The organism is Paenibacillus sp. FSL R5-0749 (assembly GCF_038595085.1).
Classification (GTDB): domain Bacteria; phylum Bacillota; class Bacilli; order Paenibacillales; family Paenibacillaceae; genus Paenibacillus.
Genome location: NZ_CP152005.1, coordinates 1,181,600 through 1,205,491, shown reverse-complemented (window position 1 = coordinate 1,205,491; position 23,892 = coordinate 1,181,600). Strand labels below are relative to the sequence as shown.

At 46.8% G+C, this 23,892-nt stretch carries 19 protein-coding genes; 6 read left to right on the top strand and 13 right to left on the bottom strand.

Features of this window, described 5'->3' with window-relative positions; translation table 11 throughout:
* Positions 1-33: 33 nt before the first annotated feature.
* Together MKY85_RS05290 and MKY85_RS05285 are read left to right on the top strand one after the other, a co-directional pair.
* Complete coding sequence (locus tag MKY85_RS05290; protein WP_339259133.1) at positions 34-510, top strand: RNA polymerase sigma factor; 477 nt, start codon at positions 34-36, stop codon at positions 508-510.
* A gap of 257 nt (positions 511-767) precedes the next feature.
* The gene (locus MKY85_RS05285) at positions 768-3,515 is read left to right on the top strand and encodes a DUF5689 domain-containing protein (RefSeq protein WP_342573276.1); all 2,748 of its coding nucleotides are present in this window, start codon (positions 768-770) and stop codon (positions 3,513-3,515) included.
* A gap of 526 nt (positions 3,516-4,041) precedes the next feature.
* On the opposite strand, the gene MKY85_RS05280 is transcribed toward MKY85_RS05285, so the two are convergent.
* The 5 genes from MKY85_RS05280 to MKY85_RS05260 all read right to left on the bottom strand — a co-directional run bounded on the left by MKY85_RS05280 (position 4,042) and on the right by MKY85_RS05260 (position 8,254).
* Positions 4,042-4,302 carry a hypothetical protein gene (locus MKY85_RS05280; RefSeq protein ID WP_342572001.1) on the bottom strand — a complete coding sequence of 87 codons (261 nt, stop codon included), beginning with the start codon at positions 4,300-4,302 and terminating at the stop codon, positions 4,042-4,044.
* 344 nt (positions 4,303-4,646) lie between these two features.
* A complete protein-coding gene (phnE, locus tag MKY85_RS05275) occupies positions 4,647-5,453 on the bottom strand; it encodes a phosphonate ABC transporter, permease protein PhnE (RefSeq protein WP_339259131.1) in 807 nt (268 codons plus the stop codon).
* Complete coding sequence (gene phnE / locus MKY85_RS05270) at positions 5,450-6,301, bottom strand: phosphonate ABC transporter, permease protein PhnE (RefSeq protein ID WP_342572000.1); 852 nt, start codon at positions 6,299-6,301, stop codon at positions 5,450-5,452. The genes phnE (MKY85_RS05275) and phnE (MKY85_RS05270) overlap by 4 nt, the downstream gene beginning before the upstream one ends.
* Positions 6,298-7,095 carry a phosphonate ABC transporter ATP-binding protein gene (phnC, locus tag MKY85_RS05265; RefSeq protein ID WP_145320996.1) on the bottom strand — a complete coding sequence of 266 codons (798 nt, stop codon included), beginning with the start codon at positions 7,093-7,095 and terminating at the stop codon, positions 6,298-6,300. Before phnC ends, phnE (MKY85_RS05270) begins: the two co-directional genes overlap by 4 nt.
* A gap of 178 nt (positions 7,096-7,273) precedes the next feature.
* Positions 7,274-8,254, bottom strand: a complete 981-nt coding sequence (locus tag MKY85_RS05260) for a phosphate/phosphite/phosphonate ABC transporter substrate-binding protein (RefSeq protein ID WP_342571999.1) — start codon at positions 8,252-8,254, stop codon at positions 7,274-7,276.
* A 195-nt stretch (positions 8,255-8,449) separates the two neighbouring features.
* Here MKY85_RS05260 and MKY85_RS05255 point away from each other — a divergent pair, with 195 nt between their 5' ends.
* The gene (locus tag MKY85_RS05255; RefSeq protein WP_342571998.1) at positions 8,450-10,108 is read left to right on the top strand and encodes a bifunctional UDP-sugar hydrolase/5'-nucleotidase; all 1,659 of its coding nucleotides are present in this window, start codon (positions 8,450-8,452) and stop codon (positions 10,106-10,108) included.
* Positions 10,109-10,644: 536 nt separating this feature from the next.
* Here the strand turns inward: MKY85_RS05255 and MKY85_RS05250 are convergent.
* From MKY85_RS05250 to MKY85_RS05240, 3 genes are all read right to left on the bottom strand, one after another.
* Positions 10,645-11,658, bottom strand: a complete 1,014-nt coding sequence (locus tag MKY85_RS05250; protein ID WP_342571997.1) for a Gfo/Idh/MocA family oxidoreductase — start codon at positions 11,656-11,658, stop codon at positions 10,645-10,647.
* A 61-nt stretch (positions 11,659-11,719) separates the two neighbouring features.
* Positions 11,720-12,565, bottom strand: a complete 846-nt coding sequence (locus MKY85_RS05245; RefSeq protein WP_342571996.1) for a sugar phosphate isomerase/epimerase family protein — start codon at positions 12,563-12,565, stop codon at positions 11,720-11,722.
* Positions 12,566-12,615: 50 nt separating this feature from the next.
* The gene (locus MKY85_RS05240) at positions 12,616-13,257 is read right to left on the bottom strand and encodes a carbohydrate-binding family 9-like protein (RefSeq protein ID WP_342571995.1); all 642 of its coding nucleotides are present in this window, start codon (positions 13,255-13,257) and stop codon (positions 12,616-12,618) included.
* A 187-nt stretch (positions 13,258-13,444) separates the two neighbouring features.
* On the opposite strand from MKY85_RS05240, the gene MKY85_RS05235 reads away from it, so the two are divergent.
* Both MKY85_RS05235 and arr read left to right on the top strand, forming a co-directional pair.
* Entirely contained in the window at positions 13,445-14,350 is a 906-nt protein-coding gene (locus MKY85_RS05235) for a helix-turn-helix domain-containing protein (RefSeq protein ID WP_342571994.1), read from the top strand.
* 244 nt (positions 14,351-14,594) lie between these two features.
* Positions 14,595-15,011, top strand: coding sequence for an NAD(+)--rifampin ADP-ribosyltransferase (gene arr / locus MKY85_RS05230; protein ID WP_339239963.1), 417 nt, complete (start codon positions 14,595-14,597; stop codon positions 15,009-15,011).
* Between the two features lie 59 nt (positions 15,012-15,070).
* On the opposite strand, the gene MKY85_RS05225 is transcribed toward arr, so the two are convergent.
* The 5 genes from MKY85_RS05225 to MKY85_RS05205 all read right to left on the bottom strand — a co-directional run bounded on the left by MKY85_RS05225 (position 15,071) and on the right by MKY85_RS05205 (position 20,663).
* Positions 15,071-16,099 (bottom strand): LacI family DNA-binding transcriptional regulator, encoded by a 1,029-nt coding sequence (locus MKY85_RS05225; protein ID WP_278296594.1) that lies wholly within the window; start codon positions 16,097-16,099, stop codon positions 15,071-15,073.
* Positions 16,100-16,394: 295 nt separating this feature from the next.
* Positions 16,395-17,744, bottom strand: coding sequence for a sugar ABC transporter substrate-binding protein (locus MKY85_RS05220; RefSeq protein ID WP_342571993.1), 1,350 nt, complete (start codon positions 17,742-17,744; stop codon positions 16,395-16,397).
* 70 nt (positions 17,745-17,814) lie between these two features.
* Positions 17,815-18,648: a carbohydrate ABC transporter permease gene (locus tag MKY85_RS05215; protein WP_342571992.1), complete on the bottom strand. Its 834-nt coding sequence runs from the start codon at positions 18,646-18,648 to the stop codon at positions 17,815-17,817.
* A gap of 12 nt (positions 18,649-18,660) precedes the next feature.
* Complete coding sequence (locus tag MKY85_RS05210; RefSeq protein WP_339259119.1) at positions 18,661-19,551, bottom strand: sugar ABC transporter permease; 891 nt, start codon at positions 19,549-19,551, stop codon at positions 18,661-18,663.
* A gap of 11 nt (positions 19,552-19,562) precedes the next feature.
* Positions 19,563-20,663 carry a Gfo/Idh/MocA family oxidoreductase gene (locus tag MKY85_RS05205; protein WP_339239957.1) on the bottom strand — a complete coding sequence of 367 codons (1,101 nt, stop codon included), beginning with the start codon at positions 20,661-20,663 and terminating at the stop codon, positions 19,563-19,565.
* A 637-nt stretch (positions 20,664-21,300) separates the two neighbouring features.
* Here MKY85_RS05205 and MKY85_RS05200 point away from each other — a divergent pair.
* The gene (locus MKY85_RS05200) at positions 21,301-23,292 is read left to right on the top strand and encodes a DUF4832 domain-containing protein (protein ID WP_342571991.1); all 1,992 of its coding nucleotides are present in this window, start codon (positions 21,301-21,303) and stop codon (positions 23,290-23,292) included.
* The last annotated feature ends 600 nt before the right edge of the window (positions 23,293-23,892 follow it).

The following is a 23,892-nucleotide window of genomic DNA, read 5'->3' as shown; positions in this document are numbered from 1 at the left end:
GCCTGATCTGTATCCAAGGGGGATTCACATCATATGAACACTGCACAAATCAACGATGCTTATGTCAACTATAAATCAGAAATCACACGGTATCTATCCCATATCGTCAAACAGCCACAAGACGCAGAAGATCTGGCTCAGGATTGCTTCATTCGACTGATGAATGTGACCGTAGATATCCCTGAAGATCGACTCCTCTATTATCTCAAACGGATTGCCCGAAACCTTGCCATGGACAGTTTCCGCAGGCGAACCCGTACACTTAAACGTGACAGCCGTCTGGAGGTACCTACCCATCACCTCGACACACCCCAACTTGAAATTAATGAAGGCGTTCATGATCTTGTCTCCCATATCAACAACACGGAACACCGAAAAATATTAGAACTTCGCCTCATCCACGGATACTCCATCAAGGAAACGGCAGAGCTGGTGAATCGCAGTGAAGGCATGATTAAGTCTTCTGTCTTCCATGCCGTCAATCGAATTCGGGCCAAAGTCATCTCATAGAGATGGCTTTTTTTATGCAAAATCAACAGTGACGCCGGATGGGAGTGTTAAGACAGGACCGAAATACCTATGGATATGTCAAAAGACCCAATTTTACAAATATCGAGTTAATTTTTACAAATTGTTATGACTATGTGAGATTTTCATGTGGTAGAATATGGACGAACTCATGAATTAACTAATATCTGGGAGGGATTTGGTTGGGTAAATTAACAGGTATGCGCGGAGTATTTCTAAAATCACTCCTCGCATTGTCCATGGCTTTGCCGCTTCAGATCGGATTATGGAACGGAGATGCATCGGTTCATGCGGAAGGACCGACAGACCCGGCACCATTCATCCAAGCGAAGGTTGTGAACCAAAATGCAGGCAAGAAAGTATTGTTCGACAACTCACACGGCCAGACGGCTGGAGCAGCAGACTGGGTCATCGATGGAGGTTTCTCTGACTTCGGGAATGCACTCGCGAATGATGGTTATTATGTCAAAGAACTTCGCAAGACGACTCCATTTACCTATGATGATCTGAAAGAGTATAACGTATTCGTTATTGCAGAGCCTCAAATTCCTTTCAAAACATCCGAACAGGCAGCACTCAAACAATATGTTGAAACAGGCGGCAGCATCTTCTTCGTTGGAGATCACTATAATGCAGACCGTAATAAAAACCGCTGGGATGGCTCTGAAGTTATCAACGGCTATCGTCGTGGAGCATTCGAAGATCCAGCCAAAGGCATGAGCACAGATGAGCGTAATTCTGAAGCCATGCAAAACATCACCAGCTCGGACTGGTTGTCCGATAATTTTGGCGTACGATTCCGCTATAACGCACTTGGCGATATCAATGCCAATATCATTGTACCGGCAGATCAAGCCTTCGGCATCACAGAAGGTGTGTCGGCTGTAGCCATGCATGCCGGCTCAACCCTCGCAATCACTGATCCGGAAAAGGCAAAAGGCATTGTGTACCTGCCAAAAACCAACGCAAAATGGAACAACGCGGTGGACCAAGGCGTATACAACGGCGGCGGGATCGAAGAAGGTCCTTACGTAGCCGTATCCAAGCTTGGAGCAGGTAAGGCTGCCTTCATCGGTGACTCCTCTCCAGTAGAAGATGCATCGCCTAAATACTTGCGTGAAGAGACGGGCACACGCAAAACAACCTATGACGGATTCAAAGAAGTCGATGATGCCGTATTGCTCGTGAACACGGTGAACTGGCTTGCTACACAAGAGAACTACACGGACTTCACTCAAGTAAACGGACTTGAACTGGATACAGCTACAGCGCTGTTGCCATTCGAAGAGCCGGCTGCTTCTACAGAACCACAGGCTGAACCTTGGGCCGCACCTGCTGCCGGATACAAGTGGTACGATCGTTCCACGTTCAAGGCTGGTTCTTACGGCGGCCCTGCATCCAGCGCCAATGCTTCTTACAGCTTCGTGAAACAGGATACGCTTCCGAATGCAGAAGACTTCCAGATTCGTGTCGTTGTGGAGAACATGGCTCCAAACACAACCGTATCCGGTTATAGTGCTGGTATCTATCTGACTGGCGGAACACAGGTAGCCATGATTCAGAATGAAAGTGGTAGTTGGCCGACATCGTACGGTTACAGCTCCACATTCAGTGTAACCTCGGATAGCCAAGGTCGCGGGATCAAAGATCTGAATGTACGTATCAAACCGGGTACAACTGGCGCTGCAAGCCTGCGTCTCCGTCTGAACGGCAGTAACCTGATTACCAATGCCGTGACTGTTGGCAATGTGCCAGCTGAACAGCTTCCGGAAGAAGAAGGACCGATTCCAGCAGCGATTACCGTTGCTGAAGCACGCACCAAAGCTGTCGGTACGACCGTAACCATCGAAGGTGTTGTAACGACAGAACCAGGTGCATTCGGTGGACAAGCCTTTTATCTTCAAGATGAAACTGCCGGAATTTATGTCTTCCAACACACAAGTGGCTTTCATGCAGGTGACACGGTGAAAGTAACGGCAGCAACAACCATCTATAACAGCGAGTTCGAGCTTACCGACATCGTTGCGATTGAGAAAACAGGTACGGCTTCCGTACCTGCTCCAATTGAAGTTACAGCCATTACAGATGCGAACCAGGGTCAACTGGTTCAATTGAAAGATGTAACGATTGAGAATATCATCAGTGCTACACCGGCTGGATCTTTCGAATTTGACGCAGTGGCTGCGGACGGAGCAACTACACACATCCGTGTAGACACCCGTACAGGTGTGACAGATACTTCCTTTCCTTATACTGCTGGGGACAAAATTGATATCACAGGCGTTTCTGCTATTTTCAAAGACGTATATCAATTGAAACCTAGAAGCTTGAATGATTTTGTACCTGCTGAGGATCAAGGTGGAGGCGAACAGCCTTCCACTCCAGCTGCAGAAGCGCCGGGTAAACCGGTGCTTTCTTCTGATAATGGATATACGACTGGCCTGTTCGAAGGTGCGTATAACGTAAGCATGAACCTCTGGTGGGGCGAAAATGGTTCTGAATACAAACTGTATGAGAACGGCGTTCTCATTGATACGCAGAAGTTGACTGCGGCTACACCTTCTTCACAGTTTGCTAAAACCGCCATTACTGGCAAAACGAATGGCACGTATACTTACGTTGCCGAGCTGACCAATGACAAAGGCACAACACGCAGTGAGGTACTGACAGTACAAGTAACCAATGCCACTCCAGGCAAAGCAACATTGTCCCAAAACAACTGGGATGGTGATGGCAACTACAGCGTATCTATGAACCTCTGGTGGGGTACGAACGCTACCGAATACCGTCTCTATGAGAATGATGTATTGATTGATACACAAGCATTGAAAGCCGCTACACCCGCTTCTCAAAGTGCGGTTACGGAATTGTCCGGTCGTGCTAACGGAACATACACGTACCGCGCTGAGCTGATCAACGCCGCAGGCGTAACCAGCACAGAGACAATTACAGTTCAAGTAACCAAAGCGTTGCCTTTGGCTAGCTAGGTCTTAATAAAGAAGCCTGACTTTTAACCAAGCTACTAAAAAACCGAAACCAACATTGCCTGATTCAGGGCAACCTGGTTTCGGTTTTTTTTAGTTGAGCAGAGGAACATCGGAATACTTTGACTTTTACGGTACCAATTCACTCATGACGCTAAAGTGACTTGTTACTTATGAATCTCAGGGGCTGACGCTCTTGGGATCGCGGGCTTCTCGGCTCATTGACTCGTGCGCTTATGTATTGGGAGTTTCACGTGATACCCTTCCCCCTTAACGCGGCTAACGAATCTGACAGATCTTATTCAGCCATTTTGACCGAATTCTAAGATCTAACGAACCTCAGTGTCGCTATTTAACTATATTTCCGCTCCAAGAGGGTTAATTCAGGTTAGACTCAACAAATAGCGTCACTACGATTCGTTAGAATGCCAGTGACGCCTCATGTTACCAATAAGGACTCTCAAGTTCGTTAGACCAGCTCCTGCGACGACTATGGTTACATATTGTAAATGCAATGCAGAGCGTGGATTCATTTCAAACGTTCAGGCACATATCCATTTTTCACAAATAGAATGCTGTTCCATACCGCAGAACAAGCGGCCACGGCGATGATACTGATGACAAAAATCAAGTTCATGTGTGTAAACGTATAAGCGCTTCCCGTGAAAATAATCAGGATTGCACTGAGTCCAATATTTTCTCTGTTATGTTTTTTAAACTTCTGAAAAACCATTCTGTAGAGTAACAGGAGTACCATAAACCCAATCCATATATATTGAAATAATTCCATAGGTCACCTTCCTTTTGAAAAACTGATTACTTGTAATGGTTATCTATGAGGAATAATGATTAATATCCTTAATTGCCTTTATATAGGAATCTATTAATACTACATGTCATTGGAAATTAATTCAATCCTCGGTCTGCATATTCTTTGAACATCCTTATGAATAATGATCAGCACGGCAATAAAACATTCTGTTGTTGATTTACAGACACAAAAAAAAGACTATCCCTGGCTATATTTCTGGCAGCGAATAGTCCTCTCCTCTTACTCTATCATCTAACCTTACTTAATTATCTAATATACTTTATGGCACCACTATCTAATATGCCTCGTAGCCTCACATTAGCCTACACCAGCTTCTTACGAATATATCCCGAGATCAAGTCGATAATCGTGATCATCACGATAATTCCCAGCAGGATTATACCTACTCGCGGCCAGTTCCGTGTGCTAAGTGCAAAAATCAGCGGGGTTCCAATCCCCCCTGCTCCAATTACGCCGAGTATGGTCGCAGAACGTACATTAATCTCGAAACGATACAACGTATAATTCAGGAACCCAGGTATCACCTGCGGCAGGATGGCGAACCACAACTGCTGCATGCGATTGGCTCCAGAGGCAAGCAACGCCTCAGATGGGCCATAGTCGATATTCTCGACTTCATCTGCGTACAATTTGCCCAACATGCCGATGGAGTGTAATCCAAGGGCGAGTACCCCTGCGAACGATCCGGGACCCACTGCCTTGATGAACAACAAGGCCATGATTATCTCAGGGAACGTGCGGATGAAGCTGAGTACCATTTTCCCTGCACCCGAGATGGAACGATGCCCACTCATATTGCGGGCAGACCAGAAAGCAAACGGGATACAGAGTACTGCCGAGATTACGGTACCCAACACGGAAATCGCCAGTGTATCGAGCAGTCCCCGAAGTAGGTCTTCTCCCTCTGGCAAGTATACAAAATCCCAATCCGGTGAGAATATTCCGGCTACAATAGCCTTCATAATCTGGGCAGCAGTTTCCTTAAAGCCAGTGAATGGTACACCGGCGAGAGCCCAGACATATACAAGGATCAGCAGTAACACAATGACCCAGCGTAGCGGGTTCTTCCGTGGTTTTGGCCGGATGCGGCTTGTTTCATTTTTCATCATAGCAATTTCTCCCGCAGCTTAGTACTTACATAATCAATGACCAGAACAATGACGAGGGTAAACAGAATGATTACGCTGGTCTTGTCATACTCCAGGAAGCCAAGTGTGGCCTCATAATAGAGTCCAATTCCTCCGGCTCCCACCAGTCCGAGAATGGCAGCAGCACGTATATTAATTTCGAAAGCATACAGCACATAGGATGTGAACTGAGCAGCCAATTGCGGCACCACGCCATATACAATGAGCTGAATCCGGTTCATACCGACAGCCGTCATCGCTTCCAGCGGCCCCTGATCAATCGTTTCCAGTGTCTCATAGGTCAGCTTCGCAATCAGACCAACCGAGAACACAGCCAGTGCCAAGATTCCGGGGATTGGACCCAGACCAAACACAGCTACAAATAGAGCAGCAAGAAGCAGATCCGGTACAGTCCGAATCAGGTTCAGCAGAAAGCGCGCCGGATAATAGATCCAGCGACTCGGCATCAGGTTACCCGCGCAGATGATCGAGATCGGGATCGCAATAATGGCACCAATGGTTGTTCCAATCAGGGCCATTCGGATCGTTTCCAGCATGCCTTGCACGATATTATCAAAGTAACTCCACCGGGGTGGGAACATCTCCTTCAGCAGATCCAGCATGTTGGGAAAACCTTCAAACAGCTCCGTGAAGCTGGCATCCGTCTGCTTGGCACTGGCCCACAGAAGGAGCAGAATGATCACCAGGGTGAGCAGATGTTTCGTACGCCCAGGCGGTTTCGGGCGATTCACAACCTGAGCCGGGCTGGAACCAGGTTCCTTCCCCACTCCGCCTACATTCTGAAGTGGAACGTTGGACTGCCCCTTCATACCACAACTTCTCCCTGCTCATGCACAGCCTGCTTGTCCAGCAATTCGTCAGCGAGAATCGGTCTGCCGTATATTTCTGCAAAACGCTCATCCGTTGCCTCTTCCACCGGGCCATCGAATACGACCTCGCCTGCTCGCAATCCGACAATACGGGTCGCATACTCTCTCGCAAGATCAATAAAGTGAAGATTGACAATCGTGGTAATCCCAAGCTCCTGATTGATGCGTTTCAGGTCATCCATAACCTGCTTCGTTGTAAGCGGGTCGAGTGATGCAACTGGTTCGTCAGCCAGAATGATTTTTGCTTCCTGAGCCAGTACACGGGCAATAGCCACACGCTGTTGCTGACCACCAGACAACTGATCTGCACGGGAATAGGCTTTCTCTGAGATATTTACGCGATCCAGCGCCGTAAATGCAAGTTCAATATCCTCTTTGGGAAAACGACCCAGAATGGTACGCATGGTGGAATGATATCCAACGCGTCCAGCAAGTACGTTTCGGAGTACACTGGACCGTTTCACCAGATTGAAGCTTTGGAAAATCATGCCGATGTCACGTCTGATCATGCGTAGCCGTTTGCCCTGTGCCTTCGTGATGGAACTTCCGTTAATCAGAATCTCGCCCTCACTAATGTCGTGCAGCCGATTAATGGATCGCAGGAGAGTTGATTTACCCGCACCCGACAGACCCACTACAGCAATGAATTCCCCCTCCTCAAATTTTAGATTAATATTATCCAGGCCCTTGGTGCCGTTAGCGTAAGTTTTGGTAACGTTATGAAGCTCAATCATGGCAATAATCCTTCTTTCATTCATAATGATCAACCATACCTAAGTCCTTGCTATAATGGCACAAGCCAGCGCAGCGTAGATCACGCTGAACTGGCCTGTCCATTGCTACGATTAAGCTGTTCCCATCCAAGAGAGCGACTACAAAGTGAACAGATCCCGAACTACTTTTGGATCCAAATTATTCACCTTTCACTTTTTCGCCATACTGACGAACGATCTCAAACTTGCTATCATCGGATTCTACATAACCTTCATGCGTATAGATTTCTTTGATGATCTGGTGACCTTCCGTATCTTTACCGATATCGATGAAGGCTTGTTTGATCTTCGCAGTCCAATCGGCATTCATGTCTGTACGAACGGCAATGGTATCGTTAGGAATAGGCTCAGTGAACGCCAGTACACGTGTATCTTCAAATATAGTCGGATAGTCTTTGGCTACCGTGTTGCGGGCATCCTGGAAAATCGCTGCTGCATCAACGTCACCGTTCAATACAGCGATCACACCTTGGTCATGACCTTTCAACGTTACAGGTGTTACATCTTTTAATGGATCAATGCCTCTGTCGAGCAACAGACCTGCTGGCCATACATAACCTGCGGAAGACGTTACGTTTTGGTAAGCGACTTTTTTACCTTTAAGGTCTTCAATGGATTGAATCGGCGAATCTTTTTTCACGATAAACATGGATTTATAGGAATCCGCCAGTTGCTCTGTTGGAGCTCCAGTCTCATCATTTACACCAAAACGTTGTGCTTGCAGAATAACTTGTGCAGCGCCTTTTTCTTTCGCCAGTACATAAGCTGTCGGAGGCAAGAAACCTACGTCTACTTTGTTGGAAGCCATGGCTTCAATAATTGTGTTGTAGTCCGTGGATACGCTGACTTTTACCGGGATGCCCAGTTTGTCACCCAGCAACTTCTCGAGCGGTTTTGCTTTGGCTTCAAGCGTGTCTGCATTCTGGGAAGGAACAAATTGAACCGTCAATTCCGTTGGCACATAACCTTCGACAGGCTTCTCTGTCTCTGCCGTCGCCGTGCCGGATGCATTCGAACTCGCATTCTCCCCGTTAGCCGAACCAGTTGTACTACTAGACCCACAAGCACTCAGAAACAGAACCAAAATCAACAATGGTAAAAATAATGCAGACTTCTTCAAACGAACACCCTCCAAAGAGTTTCTATTTTTCAGTACTTGTCTACTATAATTGCCAAATATTTGCGCGATGTGAAACGAAATTTGGAGTTTTGTAAAGTTTCCTGTCAGGCTGTCAGCGCGACTTGTAGTCTGTTAAAATAGGCTCATTATGGTTGAAGATATGGGAAGAACTTATATATTAGAGGAGATTGTAAAATGACATCCATACACCCTACGGCAAGCTTCGATATTCTGTATACCAGTGATCTGCACGGGGCAATTCGCCCCATTCATTACAATACCAATGCGTACCGCCCGGCTGGGCTTGCCTTGCTGGCTTCCCTGATTCGTAAGGAACGCGAGCGTTCACCTGAACTGATGCTGGTGGATAACGGGGATCTGCTGCAAGGATCACCCTTGGCCTCTTATGCAGCTTCACAGATTTCCAACAACGAAGGGCATCCCTTCATCACAGTTCTAAATGAACTCGGTTATGATGCTGCGGTGATGGGTAACCACGAGTTCAACTATGGTCAGGATCTGCTGCGCCGAGCAGTTGAAGCTTCCAACTTCCCTTGGCTGTCAGCCAACATTGTTCATGCTGAGCACGACAGAGACAATGAATCAGAATCTTCGAAAGATCTTCCAACAGGTGCAGCTCTACCAGCCTTCGGCCCTCCCTATCTAATGAAGACACTCTCCTCCGGTGTTCGAATTGCACTCTTGGGTGCAACGACACATTATATCCCGAACTGGGAGCATCCGAAGAATATCGAAGGTCTGCAGTTCCTTGATGCCTTGGAGACCATTCGTACATGGGTTAACTATATACGCGAGCATGAACAACCAGATGTAATGGTTGTCAGTTATCATGGCGGGTTTGAGAGTGATCTGGAAACAGGAGAGCCTGCCGAACGGTTAACTGGAGAAAATCAAGGCTATGCCATCTGTCGGGACATCGAAGGCATCGATGTGCTGATTACCGGACATCAGCATCGTCAGCTTACCGCTACTATCCATGGTGTAACCGTCATTCAGCCGGGATTCAGCGGAAATGGTGCGGGGCATGTATCCGTTCAGTTGGAGCAATCATCGGGCGGGGAATGGAAGATTACAGATAAAAAGGCACGATTGTTGCTTTTGGATGAACATAATGAGGTCGAACCTGATGCTACAGTTATGAAGCTTACGGACGAGCTGGAAGCTGAAGCACAAGCATGGCTGGATCAACCGATTGGCGAGGTTGCTGGGGATTTGTCCATCTCCAATGCAACGGCTCTGCGGCTTAAGGCGCATCCTTTTATTGCTTTTGTACATCAAGTGCAGATGGAAGCGACTGGAGCGCAGCTCTCCAATACCGCCATGCTAAGTGAAGAAGCCCGTGGTTTCGGGAGTCACATCACCGTACGGGACGTGTTATCCAACTTTATCTATCCTAATACTCTGACCGTGCTGGAGCTGAGTGGTCAGGATGTCCGGGAGGCGTTGGAACAAACAGCTCGTTACTTTGAAGTAAATGCTTCTGGCGAGGTGGCAGTCAATCCGGCTTATATGGAACCCAAACCTCAGCATTATAATTACGATATGTGGGCTGGTATGGAATACGAGCTGGATATCTCCCAGCCTGTAGGTAGTCGAGTTGTGAAGCTGGAACGTGAAGGCAAGCCAATGGACATGGATGGCATGTACTCTGTTGTGATGAACAGCTACCGTGCTGCTGGCGGTGGAGATTATGCGATGTATCCAGGTAAAAAAGTGCTGCACGAAGGAGCCACGGATATGGCCGCACTGGTAGAGGATTACATCCGCAGACACCAACCTTTAACAGTGGAGCAGGCGGATAACTGGCGGGTTGTTGGTCGTAAGGGGGAATGACTGCTACTGTCGATGGACTCGGGTAAGTAATTTCGAAGGATTTAGAATGATCTAGAATGATTTAGGAGGGTTTAGGCGGCTTTAAGAGGATTTAGCATACAAGTTAGCGTGTGAGCTGCTTGTATGCTTGTGGGCTTGTAGGCCGTTTCTTGTTTTAAGCTACTAGTATGCTCATTTTTATTCTAAGGAACCTTGGGAGTCTTATTAGTGCCCCCTCCCCTCATTTTTAATTGTAAGGAACACCAGACACGCTATTTCCTAAAAATCTGAAGATTAACGCGATATACGGCTCAAAATCTCTAAATAGGGCGTCTCAGGTTCCTTAGATTTCCGTAGTTGCTTCATACTCCTGAATAACGTGTCTCCGATTCGTTAGCGCTCATCCCTTTGCGCCTCTCTCTGCTCACACCGTAATTGTAAGCGAGTGGAACGAGCCACCCCCTCGATGCTTAAAAGGGGCGTCCCGTCATATTCATGACAAGGACAGCCCCTTCTTTATTTTTACAATATCAACTCTACGACTTCTCAATCTGCCCCTAATTTACCGTAACCAATGTGCCGTGCTCATCTGCTGAACGTATCTCGGCTTCAATTAACTCAAGCGTGCCTGTTGCACTCTCTGGTGTACATACAGATACAGGCGTGCCCGTGTGAACAGACTGGATAAAATATTTGAGCTGGTGATAATATCCCGAGTCGGGTGACAGCTCCGCGACGAAACCAGAACCATGGTTGGGATTTACTTTTAGCTCTCCATTCTCAAAGACCAGATTCCCCTGCTCCAAATTCACCCGATACGTCATCGAGAAACCATAGTCTCCCCCCAACGTCCAGTCGGCTTGGGCATTCAGCACTTTTCCATCAGGGTACACATAATTGGTAGACACTGTATCATAACCGCTTCCCGGAATGACGTTGCGAGCGAGCGTGGATACTTGATCCGGTTTGCCAAACACCCAGTGAATAATATCCGCATCATGAATGTGCATATCTAATATGCAGCCCCCGCTTTTCTCCCCATCCAGGAACCACTCTTGAGGCAAACCCGAACCGCGGAAGAAATAACCTGCGTTGACCGCTCCATAACGACCATCTTCTACTACGGATTTTAGATAGGCATAGGCTGGCCAGAAGCGTAAACATTGCCCAATCATCAGTGTTTTTCCTGTCGCTTTGGCGGCTTCTGCCATCTTCCAGCCTTCCGCCGAATGGCGCGCAACCGGTTTCTCACACAATACATGATAACCTTTCTCCAGCAAGGAACATGTTAATTCAGCATGCAATGGTGTGGGCAGCGTAATATCAATGATATCCAGTTCCTCTTGCTCCAGCATCGCGTCGATATTGTCGTACAAACGATAAGGTGTGAGATCATATACCTCTTGCTCTGTTGCCATATTACCGGCTGCTTTACCGTGCTTCAATTCCTCTATTCTCAGATCGCAGATGGCTACCAATTCCACGGGTTCCCCTTCAGAGGCAAGGCGTACATAGTTGTCAAAATGCATACGTCCCATAAACCCAAAACCGATCAATCCCACTTTTAACATATTTCTACCTCCCATATCAAAATAGAATGAACACTCCAATAAACGTTGTTATCCGAATTTGTTACTGAGAACGCCCAAGAATGGCATCCATCGCTTTGGATGTATTGAAAATGATCTGCTTCGAATGATGAGCGTAAGGCGGAATCATCTCCGCAGTCACGTAGTTGTCGTAACCAATAGCCTGTAATGCCTGCATCACCGCCGGATAATTCACATCTCCAGCCAGCAGATCCACAAATCCATGAAGCCCTCCCGCTTGACGACGGTAATCCTTGAAGTGCACCTTTTTGATCCGATGACCCAGAATGCGAACCCACTGCTCCGGGTAACCGTTCTGCACGACATTGCCCACATCGAAATACGAACCTATATACTCTGAGCCAAAAGAATCAATAAAGGCACGCAGTTCTAACGGGGATACCAAAAACTTGTTCCATACGTTCTCAATGCCAATGGATACGCCTGCACTTTTCGCATACGGCAGCAGGTGCGCAAGGGCTTCTTGCGCCCGTTCATAAGCAACTTCATAATCCGTCACTTCGCTGTCTGGAATGAAATCCACACCAACCGCGCCCGGAATGACCAAAATGGTATCCACACCAAATGCCGCGGCAAGTTCCAACTGTTTTTTACACACATCCAGTGCTTTCGTGCGAATCTCCGGACGAGCGCTCGTCATCGGGTAATCCCAGTAGAACCCGGTTGCAAGTCCCGCGATTTCGAGTTCAGCTTCCTCCAGACGTCCCTGAATGTCACGAACCTCCTGATCTGTGGCAGACAGACTCAGTTCACCTTCTGCATTAAGGGATAGTTCAATCCCCTCAAAGCCAGCTTGCTTCGCCGTCTGAATACAATCCGTAATAGAGGCATCTCCTGGAAACGACCATATATTAATCCCTTTTTTCATCCGAATACCCTCCTCCAAAATATACAAACCTGTTCTTCAGTGATGCACAGCTATCCCAATTGAAAATAACCAAACCGGGCAGGTAGATGAAAGTTTACAGCCCCTGTGGGCTGCCATGCCTGATACTCCCGATCTCCCTGCACATTCTCATCAATACGGTACACGTTGACCCTCCAGCACGCCCCTTTAGTCAGGGGCGACTGGAAGTTACTCGCTGGAATATGGATCAGATACACCCGATGGCCCTGACGATCCACTTCCACAGACGTATGCAACCCCTCCAGCTGCCAGGTTACATCTGCCTGGAATGCTGAACCTTCGTCGTTATTGTGAATGAGTGCATCAAATATCACGTTGTGCGGACTGATCTCAAGTTCCATGTAGTTCCTGCCATCCCCCTGTTCATCAATGAACAGTTCAACCACATCCTGCTCGTATAATGGCTGGTTCCTTTCCGTGAAATCAGATACGACGTGATCATCCTGGCATACAAAGCGAATATGCAAGTATTCGGGATTCCAGCCAAATCGAACTTCTGTAGATTGATGAGGTGGTCTGCCTGTTACCGTGTCCACCAGTTCCACTGGAACACATCGCTCCCAATCCGTAGCCGTGGGAAATCCATTCTGTGCAACGGACCTGAGTCGTTCGCAACAATAACTCGTGCTCCGTTCCACCGGGAGAGAGTTCATGTCCATCCTCTCCTTTTTTAGCTTAATCCGTGATGTTGTCTCTCTCGTAAGAACATGTGATAATACATATATTATAAATAAATTACGTGATTATTTATTTAGGAGATAAAGAGATTATTTGCACAATTCCGTTTAGTTTCAATTAGATCTATTTGGCCCAATCTCATTGAAAAAGGAGATGGAACTTATGTCTCTGCAACAAGCGATATATCCTCTGCAACGAACCGTCACTTACAAGGAATGGTCCCCCAACGTGCATTATGCTCAATTCCAGAGCCTTCCTCCCGGCAAACTGGCAAAGCGGCGTTTGTATGATTTTGAACTTCTGTACGTCTCTCAAGGCGAAGCTGCAACTTATATGAACGATATTAATTTTAATCTGAAGGCTGGTCAGCTAATCTTGCTGCCTGCCGGTGTCTATCATCAGAATGAGGTGGTTTCCAGCCCGGAAGCACGTTTCATTGGCATTCATTTTGATTTCTTCAACGAATTGACCATTCAGACCGAGGCCGATATGGTTGTGAACGAAGAGACTGTTCTGCATCATAAATTCGCAGTGGAAGCTTGCGCAGAAGGCATGACGCCGCTATCCTTCAACCCGACCTATACCCCTTCTCCAGCTACCGTGCAGCTTATGGAACAATTGGTACATGAATTTACGATGCGCCCACCGGGATATGAGCTGGTATGCAAAGCCTTGATGCTGCAAATATTGACCCATCTGCTGCGTTCATCCTGGCGAAGTTCGTCACGCCATGATTCGGTACACGGAGAGAAGCTGGTTGAGCTCATGAAACGTATAGAGGGCGCCCCTTCCAATCCGTGGACCAATTCGGGCATCGCCAAACAATTAAACCTGAGTGTGGATCACATGGCCAAATTGTTCAAACAGATTGCGGGCATGCCGCCCAATGAATACATTCAATCCATCCGTCTAAGCGAGGCACGTAAGTTGCTGCGGGAAACCGATCATTCCATTGAGGCGGTCGGTGTACAAAGCGGTTACCCGGACATTCATTATTTCAGCCGCATGTTCCGCAAATATGAAGGCATTTCCCCCCGGGAATACCGGAAGTTGTCCAGAATGCTATAAAAAAGGAGCAGACTGCCGAGTGCAGTCTGCTCCTTGCTTTTTGAAATATCACGAACAACATAAATAGTTCATTTTTCTGTGCCAAACCATACCCTTTAATTCAGCCTATATAGATAATTTCCGCTCAATATCATTCTCTCTATTTCTATTGTAACGTTATTTTTATGTTTTTTATAGACTGTTTTTTTGGCGATTCCTACACTATACTGCTAAAATACAAATCTAAAAAAAGAGGTGCATCCGTATGAATGACCCAAAAAATGTATTAGATCATGGACCCTTTTTTCATGGTACTAAAGCAGAACTGAACATTGGAGATTTATTAGAACCGCAATACTTATCCAACTACCAAGATAAAAAATCTAACCACATTTACTTCACCGGAACATTAAATGCTGCTAAGTGGGGTGCTGAATTAGCAAAAACGAATGCCAAAGAAAGAATCTACATTGTAGAACCATTAGGAGATTTTGAAAATGATCCTAACTTAACGGATCAAAGATTCCCCGGCAATCCAACACGCTCATATCGATCTAAATCACCTCTAAAAATAGTAGCGGAATTAGCTTCCTGGGAAAGACACTCTGATGAAGAGATCAATCATATGCTCACCTCTTTAAAGAAACTAAGTGAAGAAGGGAAAAATGTGATCTACGATTAATTTCTTAAATCAAAAGTTCCCTTCGTCCAACTTGGACAAGGGAACTCTTGGGTTGATAGCTATTCTATTTTGCCATTGGAAGATTGGCGGAATATGCAGCGGTACGGAACGATCATTTTGACAGCCACTTCATATTGATGATCCAGATAATCGAGCAGCTGTTTAACCGCGAACATGCCCATCTCCAGCTTCGGTACATGAATGGTCGATAATGGCGGAGAGGTGAATTCGGATATTTCAATATTATCCACCCCAAAAAAGGCGATATCCTCCGGGATGCGGAGTCCCTGTTCTGTTGCAGCGCGCATGGCTGCAATGGCCATCATATCACTGGCGGCAAAAATGGCTGTAGGTCTATTCGCATTATTGGTAAATGCCTGCTTGGTCAATTCATAACTCAGCGAAACATCCCATTTCACATCAATAACCCAGTGATCATCAATCGTTAATCCCGCACCATTCATCGCACGTTGGTATCCAAGGAAACGTTTTTCCTCACGAAAATCATTCTTGTACTCCGCACCGCCAATGTAGGCAATGATCCGATGTCCTTGCTCAATCAGATGATTCGTGGCCTCTCTCGCCGCCTCTTCACGATCATAACCAACGACTGGAATGTCCGGGTCCGTAATGTCCACTCCAACAACAGTCCGTACATTAGCTTTGAGCCAGCGATAAGCTTCCGGGTCAATTCGTTCCACTACAATCATGCCATCAATCCGATGTTCCTTCACCAGAGATTGCAATTGTACGGTATCTCCATCGTTCTCGATGCTATACACAAATTCCAGCCGCATTCCCGCTTCAGCAAGCTGCTTCTCTATGCCTTCCATAATGACTGAAAAATAAGGGCTGTTGTATTTGTTCTGCGGAATGGCGACCACACAACCAATTGCATAGGCCGTTTTAGGTTCAGTCTTCTTTTTCTTGGCCGGACGCTGTGAGCGATAACCCAGCTCCTCAGCGGTGTCCCAGATCTTTTTGCGGGTTTCATCGCTGACCGATCGATTGACATCGTTCTTCATCACACGTGAAACGGTAGAGATCGATACACCAACGCGGTCTGCAATATCCTTCAATTTTGCCATGTGAAGTCCCCACCTTTCCTCTAATCTATGTATTTAAAACCCCATTCGTATTGGGGCAATTTCATTCCTGCATAACCAAATTTGCGGCAAATATAATTCTATATTTCAACTCATCATAAGTCAATACGATACGAGGCATCGAACAACAAGACACCCCCTTCCCTTTCCTTTCCAACCGCCCCTTACAACAAAGAACACAGTCTCCGTAACATAATAACGGCAGCCAGGGAACTCGATCTCCCCACGACTGCCGCCAATTGGTTATAGCCTTCTATTTCTCCACCTCTTTATCTGCTTATTGCATCTTGGAGGCCAAATCCTTCAATGCTGCGGTTAGGTCACCGTCCCCAGCGAGAGGAAGTTTGAGTGATTGCTCGCCGTACGTCCAGACCAGATCGGTTTTCTTGGTTGTAAATGGGGATACAATGCCATACTGCTGAGCATCCAGGAAGATTTTATTATCTTCACCTACAGTAGCGATATAAGCATCCGCTGCGGCCTTGTTAGCCGGAATGGAATAGCCTTGCTTTGCAAGTTCAGTCTGTCCATCCGGACCCGCAAGCCAGGCAAGCAGCTTGTATGCCGCCTCTTCATGCTTGGTGTTGGAACTGATCGCAAGACCTGCCGGCTGAACAACAGTTTGGTTTGTTTTGAATTTTGGTAAATACGAGATACCGTAATCTACGCCAGCCTCCTGGTAGTTGGTTGTATTCCAGCTGCCACCCGGATTCATCGCTACTTTGGATGTCGTAATCGCAAGATTCACCTGTCCACCTAAACCTTCAATCTGTGCAGGTGTGGTGTTGATCTTTTTATTTTTGGTCAAGTCAATAAAATAGTTCAGCACTTCCATCGCTTCAGGTGTCTCAAGCGCAAGGGAACCATCATCATTCACCAGCTTCGCACCATTGGACCACAGTTCCGGCTCCAGAAACCAATCCATCGTTGATCCTGGTGAAATGGACAAGCCCCACTGCTTGATGTTTCCGGCATCAAAACCCGCTTCGTCTGCGCTTTTCCCGTTCTTATCCAGCGTCAGCTTGGTTGCAATATCGGTAATTTCATCCCATGTGGGCTCGAGCGAAGGGACGGGAGCATCATGAGGATTCGTGGTTTCATTCTCAAAGATCGCCTTGTTGTAATACCATACGATGACGTTGGCATCGATAGGTAAGGATACTTGTTTACCCTGATACTGGTGAAGACCTAGCAGACTTTTGTCCACATTGTTCAGATCAAACTGATTTTCCGCCAGCAAGCCATCCAATTCCTTGAAAATACCCAGTTCGGCGTATTTCTCCACGTATGCATAACTCGTTTTGAACACGTCCGGCAGTGTTCCCCCCGCCGCATTCGCTGTCAGTCCGTCCCAATAGCTGCCCCAATCCTTGCCTTCCAGTTTGACCTTAATATCGGTATTGGCCTTCATGAACTGATCCAGCAGTTCCTGTGTACGATGAAGCTCTTCTGCCGTCCCCCATTGTGAGTACGTGATGGTTACCGGCTCGCCTGAGCCTTCACTGCTTCCGGAACCTCCAGAGTTGGCATTTTCCGACGATCCTCCATTCACACATCCACTGATGACCACCATTGTAGCAAGTACAAGTGCCCACACATTGAATAGCCGTTTGCTCTTCGCTTTCATATACACAGCTCCCCTTTAAGTCATATCAATAAGTCCTGTTCACCTGAAAACCGGAAAGCAGGCAGCCTCTCTACCCTTTGGTGCCCGTGAGCACCACCCCCTCAACGATATAACGTTGTGCAAACAGATATAGCAGACCGATCGGAACAATACTGATGAATGCTCCCGCAGCAAGTGCTGGCAGATCCTGGCTCGTCTGACCAATCAGGAGCTGCAAGCCTACGCTCAGGGTGAACATTTCTGCATTTTTGATATACAGGAACGGCCCCAGAAAATCGAGCCAGGAATTCACAAAGGCAAAAATGATGGTTGTCATAATAATGGGTTTGGACAGCGGCATAATCACTCGTGCATATACCGTCCAGCGATTGCCGCCATCGAGATATGTAGCTTCATCCAGCTCCTGGGGAATGGTCATGAAGAATTGGCGAAACAGGAAGATATAATAGGCGCCTCCGAGCCAGGCTGGAACAATGAGCGGCAACCAGGTGTCAATCCAGTTTAACTTGGAAAAAAGGACGTATGAGGGAATCATCATAATGGACGGGGGAATCATCAACGTAACAAGTACAACCGGGAACAACATATTACGGTATCTGTTCACAAAGCGGGAGAAACCGTAAGCGACAAGTGAACTGGACACCACCGCTCCCGCTGCAACAAAAAAGGAAATGAACAATGAGTTTTGAATCCACTGCCACATCATCGGCTGTACAGCGAACAATCGTTCAAAGGCTTCCAGACTGAATGTGTCTGGCAGGATGGTTGGAGGTATCTTATACGTTTCCGCTTTGGTTTTCAGCATGGTCGAGAGCATCCATACAAGAGGCCCTGCGAATAGCATTAACGCTGCGATCAGCAACGTATATTGGGACGTTTTTACCGCTATTTTTCGGCTATTCATGTAACTCTCCTCCTATCGTTCTCCCTCGTAGTACACAAAGCGGTTTGATACTTTCATCAGGATCAGGGTGACAAGTGAGATCACGGCGAACAGGAAAATGGACTGTGTCATCGCCATGCTGAATTTCAGATCGGTAAAGGCCGACTTGTAGATATTGTAGACAAATGTATAGGCAGAGTAGTTCGGACCACCCTTGGATAACAGGAGTGCTTCCGTAAACATCTGAAAGTTATACATGGTCTGAATAATGATGACAAACAGAATGGAAGGACTGATCATGGGCAGCGTAATCTGGAAAAATCGACGTATCCCGCTGGCACCATCGATGGCTGCCGCTTCATACAGATGTCTGGGTACATTTTTCAGTGCAGCCAGGAAGATCAGTACCCCGCTGCCGGAGATCCAGACCTGAAGCATGATGATGACCGGCTTAATCGTATGTTCCCCGCCAATCCAGTCCACTTTGCCTATACCAAGTGCGCCAAGTCCAGCGTTCAAGATGCCAAATTCGGAGTTGAATACAAGCCGCCAGATTATGACCGTTGCCACAATCGGCACCAAGGTCGGCAAATAGAAGAAGGTGCGGAACAAGGCAATTCCTTTGACATTAAAATTAAGCAGCATTGCCAGACCAAGCATGCCTGCTGTTACAATCGGAACACCAAATACTACAAAATACATCGTGTTCAGCAGACTTTTCAAAAAGATGGGATCGTCCATCATGTGTGTAAAATTATCGATCCCGACAAAGTTGAAGTTGGTTGCTCCAGGAAGTCTGGCATCCGTAAAGGCATAGAATACCGAGGTTCCAAAAGGAATCATAAAAAAGGTGATAAATCCAATGATCCAAGGCAAAATGAAGAGAAAGAACAGCAGCGTGTCATATTTTCTCAACCTGTTCATGATGACACCCCTCAGCCTGAAATTTCTTCTAAATAGACATACCGTTCTTCCAAAATGGATTTCTCTGCCGCCAGGGCAATAAGCAACGCGTTACGACCAACCTGTGCACTTGCAAAAGGCTGCTTGCCTTCCTGTACACATTTAAGAAAATCAATACGCTGAGTCTGTCCCCCCGTATGACCGCCCATAATGGAATCCGAGGTCACATCAATCTCCAGATGATCCTTCGTCCAGTCCTGCCCGCCAACGATATCAATCGTCTTGTCATTACGGGCCACCATCTGACCGCCATTCTCTCCGATCAAGCCAATCTCAAGCCCTTCTCCCATCAGATTGCGCGGTTTCAGATACATGCATAGGCCCAGATTGGCCTTGCTGCCGTTATCATAATCAATGGTGATAAAGGCATGGTCGACGATGGAGGTATCCGAGATTTCTTTTGTCGGATAGTGACTGTATGAATTCTGAATCTGATTGCGCTCTCCTTGCTTCATCACATGCTGGCCTCCAGAGGCAAATACGCGGACAGGCTTCGCCTGGATCATCCAGTTGAAAATATCGAAGTGATGACAGTCCTTCTCTACAATCGCTCCCCCGGACTTGGTTTTGTCATAGAACCAATCCGCAGGTGGGAACGGGTCTCGGAATTCTTTGCACCACATCAATTTCACTTCGCCAAGACGGCCGTTCTCCAATTCCTTCTCCATTCGGCGATACAGATTCGAATACCGATAAACCAATCCGATCTGCAATACCTGTCCCGAGGCTTCCGCCGCTTCTATAATGGCATCACAGTCCTCAATGGTATGGGCGACCGGTTTCTCCAGAAATACATGCTTGCCAGCTTCCAAAAAAGCGACCGCTACTTCACGATGCAGATAGTTCGGCACACTGATGACCACCGCATCCAAATCTTCCTTGGCAAGCAGTTCATGATAATCACTAACTATAGTGGGGTTACTGTTCTTGAGTTCAGCCAGTGTACGTGCCACATTGGCCTCATTCATATCACAGATATAACGAACCTCACTCTCTTCGAGCAAATCAAAACCAATACAATGATGTGACCCCATGTCTCCTACACCGATAAAAGCCATTTTTATCTTCCCCATGCTTACACTCTCCGTTGCTCATAAATTTGCGGCAAATGCCTTGACACCAATTCGATGTAAAGAAATCTAACAAGACGATGACTATGTAACGATAGTAAAATAGTTTTATTTGCTTGTCAATTGGTTTTGGCTAGATTTTTAATTATTTTGCCGCAACATATTTTCAAGCGTTTTTATATACAAATAAACTACTTAACTCTGAAATTATCGCAAATTAAGCGTTTACATTTTTATTTCTATGTCACATAATTTATTGTAATTCTATTTTTATTGCGGCAAAATTAACATTGAATTCATAAAAATACCTGTTCATTTTTCAATTAGACACTCTCATTTTCAATAGAAAACTCAATAAATTCTGGAAAAAATCTGTTGAATCTCCTCTATTCATCCCCTATAATGCAATTTAGACGCGGAATTCAAGAACTAATATCACATTTTATATTTGCCGCAAACTAATTCCCTCATCTTTTCAGTCATTTACCCTCACTTACTACCATGATTCTTACATACAACGTCATTATCGTACCGCTCCATGCGGATTCGAAAGGAGTTGAGCTTCCTTAACTGTCCCTCATGACATGAAGGTGTGACAGAACGAGTTATCATCCATAATTCATTATTCAGGAGGTATACCATGACAAGATTATTTGATCGAAGTAAGAGGAGCTTTGGACTATTTTTGGCTTTTGTCCTCATGATTACCCTGCTTTTGCCTGCGGGAGCCTTACCCAAAGCCTCTGCTGCAACCATCACCATTGATGGCAATGTGAGCGACTGGAGCAGCGTTAGTACTCTCACGACCAATAGCGGCACAGCCCAGACGCTCAAAGTAACGAATGATGGGACCAACCTCTATCTGCTCGTTCAAGGCTCTGGTCTTAGTACGGCGATGGGCAACTTCTGGATTAACACCGATAATAATACTTCAACCGGTTACCAGGCTGCGGGCTGGGGGACTACAGGTGTGGAGTGGCTCCTTGAAAATACGGGATTATACCGCTATGGCGGCAGCGGAACCGACTGGAGCTGGAATTTCAACAGCACATTAACAAGCTCCCAATTCTACCGTAGCTCCTCCATCATCGAGGTTGCTATCCCTCTCTCGACACTGCAAATCAGTGCAGGCAGTACAGTTCGAGTCGGGTATATCGATAACAGCTCGGATACATCCAGACTGCCCGCAGCTGGACAAATACTGCCCGCTTATCTCCTGACCTCGTCTGGATCGGGCGGGGGTACGGGGAACAATACCGTGGTGAATCCTGTAGAGCTGGACAGCCCACTCAACAATCCATTCAAAGGCTGGGCGCCTTCGGCCAAGAGCACGACATATGCACAGCCGCACAGGCTCGTATATGCCGGCGTAACCTGGAAGGAGCTGGAGTCCACCAAAGGCACCTATGATTTTAGTGCGATTGAAGCCACCAATAATTTTGCCTACTGGAAAAGTAAAGGCGTCAAAGTGGTGTTTCGCTTCATTCTGGACAGCCCAACAGGACAGGCTCATCGGGATATTCCCGACTGGCTCTACAATGACATGGTTGCCCGTGGAGAATCACCCGGAACCGTATACAACGATACAACCGGAGGCATGGGCACAGGCAACAACATGGGCTTCTCCCCCAACTACAATTCCACCTATCTGCAAGAACGGCACCAATTAGCCATCGAAGCCATTGCCGCAAGGTACAATACGAATGATCGTCCGGTCGCTTTTGTCCAGATCGGTTCCCTCGGTCACTGGGGCGAGTTCCATACGTGGCCTTATGTCGGACCCAATGGTGAAACCAATTACACAGGCGCTTTCCCTACCAATGACATCTCGAACAAGTATGTTCAGCATTACATTGATGCCTTTGCTGGCAAAGAGGACAAAATGCAGGTTCTGATCCGCCGCAGTATCGCCTTGGCGAAAACCAACAATAAAGGCATGGTTATGGGCATGTTCAACGATGTGTTTGGACATAAAGACAGCTTCGATGCCGATTGGGGCTGGTACACAGGTACCCAGAATGGCTATTGGGATGACATCGGCCAGCAGCAACCAGGACACCCGAACTTCTGGGAAACCCGTATCTCTGGTGGAGAATTTTATGGCGGTGCCTCAGGAATGTTGGCATCCTTAACCTCCGGTAGCGGATTTACGGAAACATTGCGTCAAACGGAGCTAAGTAAACCAAGCTGGCTTGGACCGAATTCTCCGGCCTCACTCCCGCTGAATCATGCATTACAGGCCAATATTGACGCACTCAAGAAACGAATGGGTTACCACTTTGTCGTGAAGGAAATATCGCATCCATCCACCATTAGCGGAAGCACGTTTACCACAACGATTAAGGTGGAAAATAAAGGCGTACAGCATTTCCCGTTTGCTTGGCCGGTTGAGATTCAACTCCGCAGCGGCAATACCGTTGTTGCGAAGAAAACTACAAACATTAATCTGACCACATGGAAAACGGGTACCTACACCTTGACCGACTCCATTTCGGTCTCCGGTCTTACTGCTGGCACCTATGATATTGCGATTGCGATCATCGATCCATCAACAACTCAGCCTGGTGTGGACTTCGCCAATACGAATAAGCTGACAGACGGAGCATTTAAGCTGAGCAGTGTAACAAAGTAAATGTCAGGTTCAGATGCCGCGTTGTATAATGCGATGCATTTGTCAGTACATTTGTCAGTGCACTCGTCGGTGCATTCGCCATTGTACGTGTAAATTACAAGAGCAGGAAAGAAGGCATAATCCTCATGCCCTCCTTCCTGCTCTTCCTTTGATTGCACCGAGTGACCAACTCCACAATAGCTCGGCGATTCGCTTTCCCTTAGGTCAACCCTTTTTAACTTATACTTTGATTTCCTCAGCTTCAGCTTCCGACAAGGGCAACTCGCAGGTAGGTCCGAACGCTAACGAACATCAGGCACCTTATTCGAGGTTTTTTTAAATGATCTCAAAATGTAACGAACTTCAGAAGCCTTATATTCCGATTTCCAGGCCAGCATCAGCTTAAAATACGCTCATTCAGGTCAATAACATCTCTCTGGTTCGTTAGAATCTCACAACCTTTGTATTTCGCCAAATAGCTTTTGTCATGTTCGTTAAAGTTGTCGCACATATAAAAAAAGGATTGGGGCCCCCGTCTAGGGTCTCCAATCCTTTTGTCAATATTGAGCCTTGTCCACGTTAACGTCCTCACCAGAATAAAAGGTACTGCTCAAGTCATTT

Coding starts and splice junctions, on each gene's coding strand:
- MKY85_RS05250 (WP_342571997.1), bottom strand. CDS start 11,658: ATGTTAAAAGTGGGATTGATCGGTTTTGGGTTTATGGGACGTATGCAT.
- arr (WP_339239963.1), top strand. CDS start 14,595: ATGAATGACCCAAAAAATGTATTAGATCATGGACCCTTTTTTCATGGT.
- MKY85_RS05200 (WP_342571991.1), top strand. CDS start 21,301: ATGACAAGATTATTTGATCGAAGTAAGAGGAGCTTTGGACTATTTTTG.
- phnC (WP_145320996.1), bottom strand. CDS start 7,095: ATGATTGAGCTTCATAACGTTACCAAAACTTACGCTAACGGCACCAAG.
- MKY85_RS05215 (WP_342571992.1), bottom strand. CDS start 18,648: ATGAATAGCCGAAAAATAGCGGTAAAAACGTCCCAATATACGTTGCTG.
- MKY85_RS05235 (WP_342571994.1), top strand. CDS start 13,445: ATGTCTCTGCAACAAGCGATATATCCTCTGCAACGAACCGTCACTTAC.
- phnE (WP_339259131.1), bottom strand. CDS start 5,453: ATGATGAAAAATGAAACAAGCCGCATCCGGCCAAAACCACGGAAGAAC.
- MKY85_RS05205 (WP_339239957.1), bottom strand. CDS start 20,663: ATGGGGAAGATAAAAATGGCTTTTATCGGTGTAGGAGACATGGGGTCA.
- MKY85_RS05225 (WP_278296594.1), bottom strand. CDS start 16,099: ATGGCAAAATTGAAGGATATTGCAGACCGCGTTGGTGTATCGATCTCT.
- phnE (WP_342572000.1), bottom strand. CDS start 6,301: ATGAAGGGGCAGTCCAACGTTCCACTTCAGAATGTAGGCGGAGTGGGG.
- MKY85_RS05220 (WP_342571993.1), bottom strand. CDS start 17,744: ATGAAAGCGAAGAGCAAACGGCTATTCAATGTGTGGGCACTTGTACTT.
- MKY85_RS05210 (WP_339259119.1), bottom strand. CDS start 19,551: ATGAACAGGTTGAGAAAATATGACACGCTGCTGTTCTTTCTCTTCATT.
- MKY85_RS05285 (WP_342573276.1), top strand. CDS start 768: ATGGCTTTGCCGCTTCAGATCGGATTATGGAACGGAGATGCATCGGTT.
- MKY85_RS05255 (WP_342571998.1), top strand. CDS start 8,450: ATGACATCCATACACCCTACGGCAAGCTTCGATATTCTGTATACCAGT.
- MKY85_RS05240 (WP_342571995.1), bottom strand. CDS start 13,257: ATGAACTCTCTCCCGGTGGAACGGAGCACGAGTTATTGTTGCGAACGA.
- MKY85_RS05290 (WP_339259133.1), top strand. CDS start 34: ATGAACACTGCACAAATCAACGATGCTTATGTCAACTATAAATCAGAA.
- MKY85_RS05280 (WP_342572001.1), bottom strand. CDS start 4,302: ATGGAATTATTTCAATATATATGGATTGGGTTTATGGTACTCCTGTTA.
- MKY85_RS05245 (WP_342571996.1), bottom strand. CDS start 12,565: ATGAAAAAAGGGATTAATATATGGTCGTTTCCAGGAGATGCCTCTATT.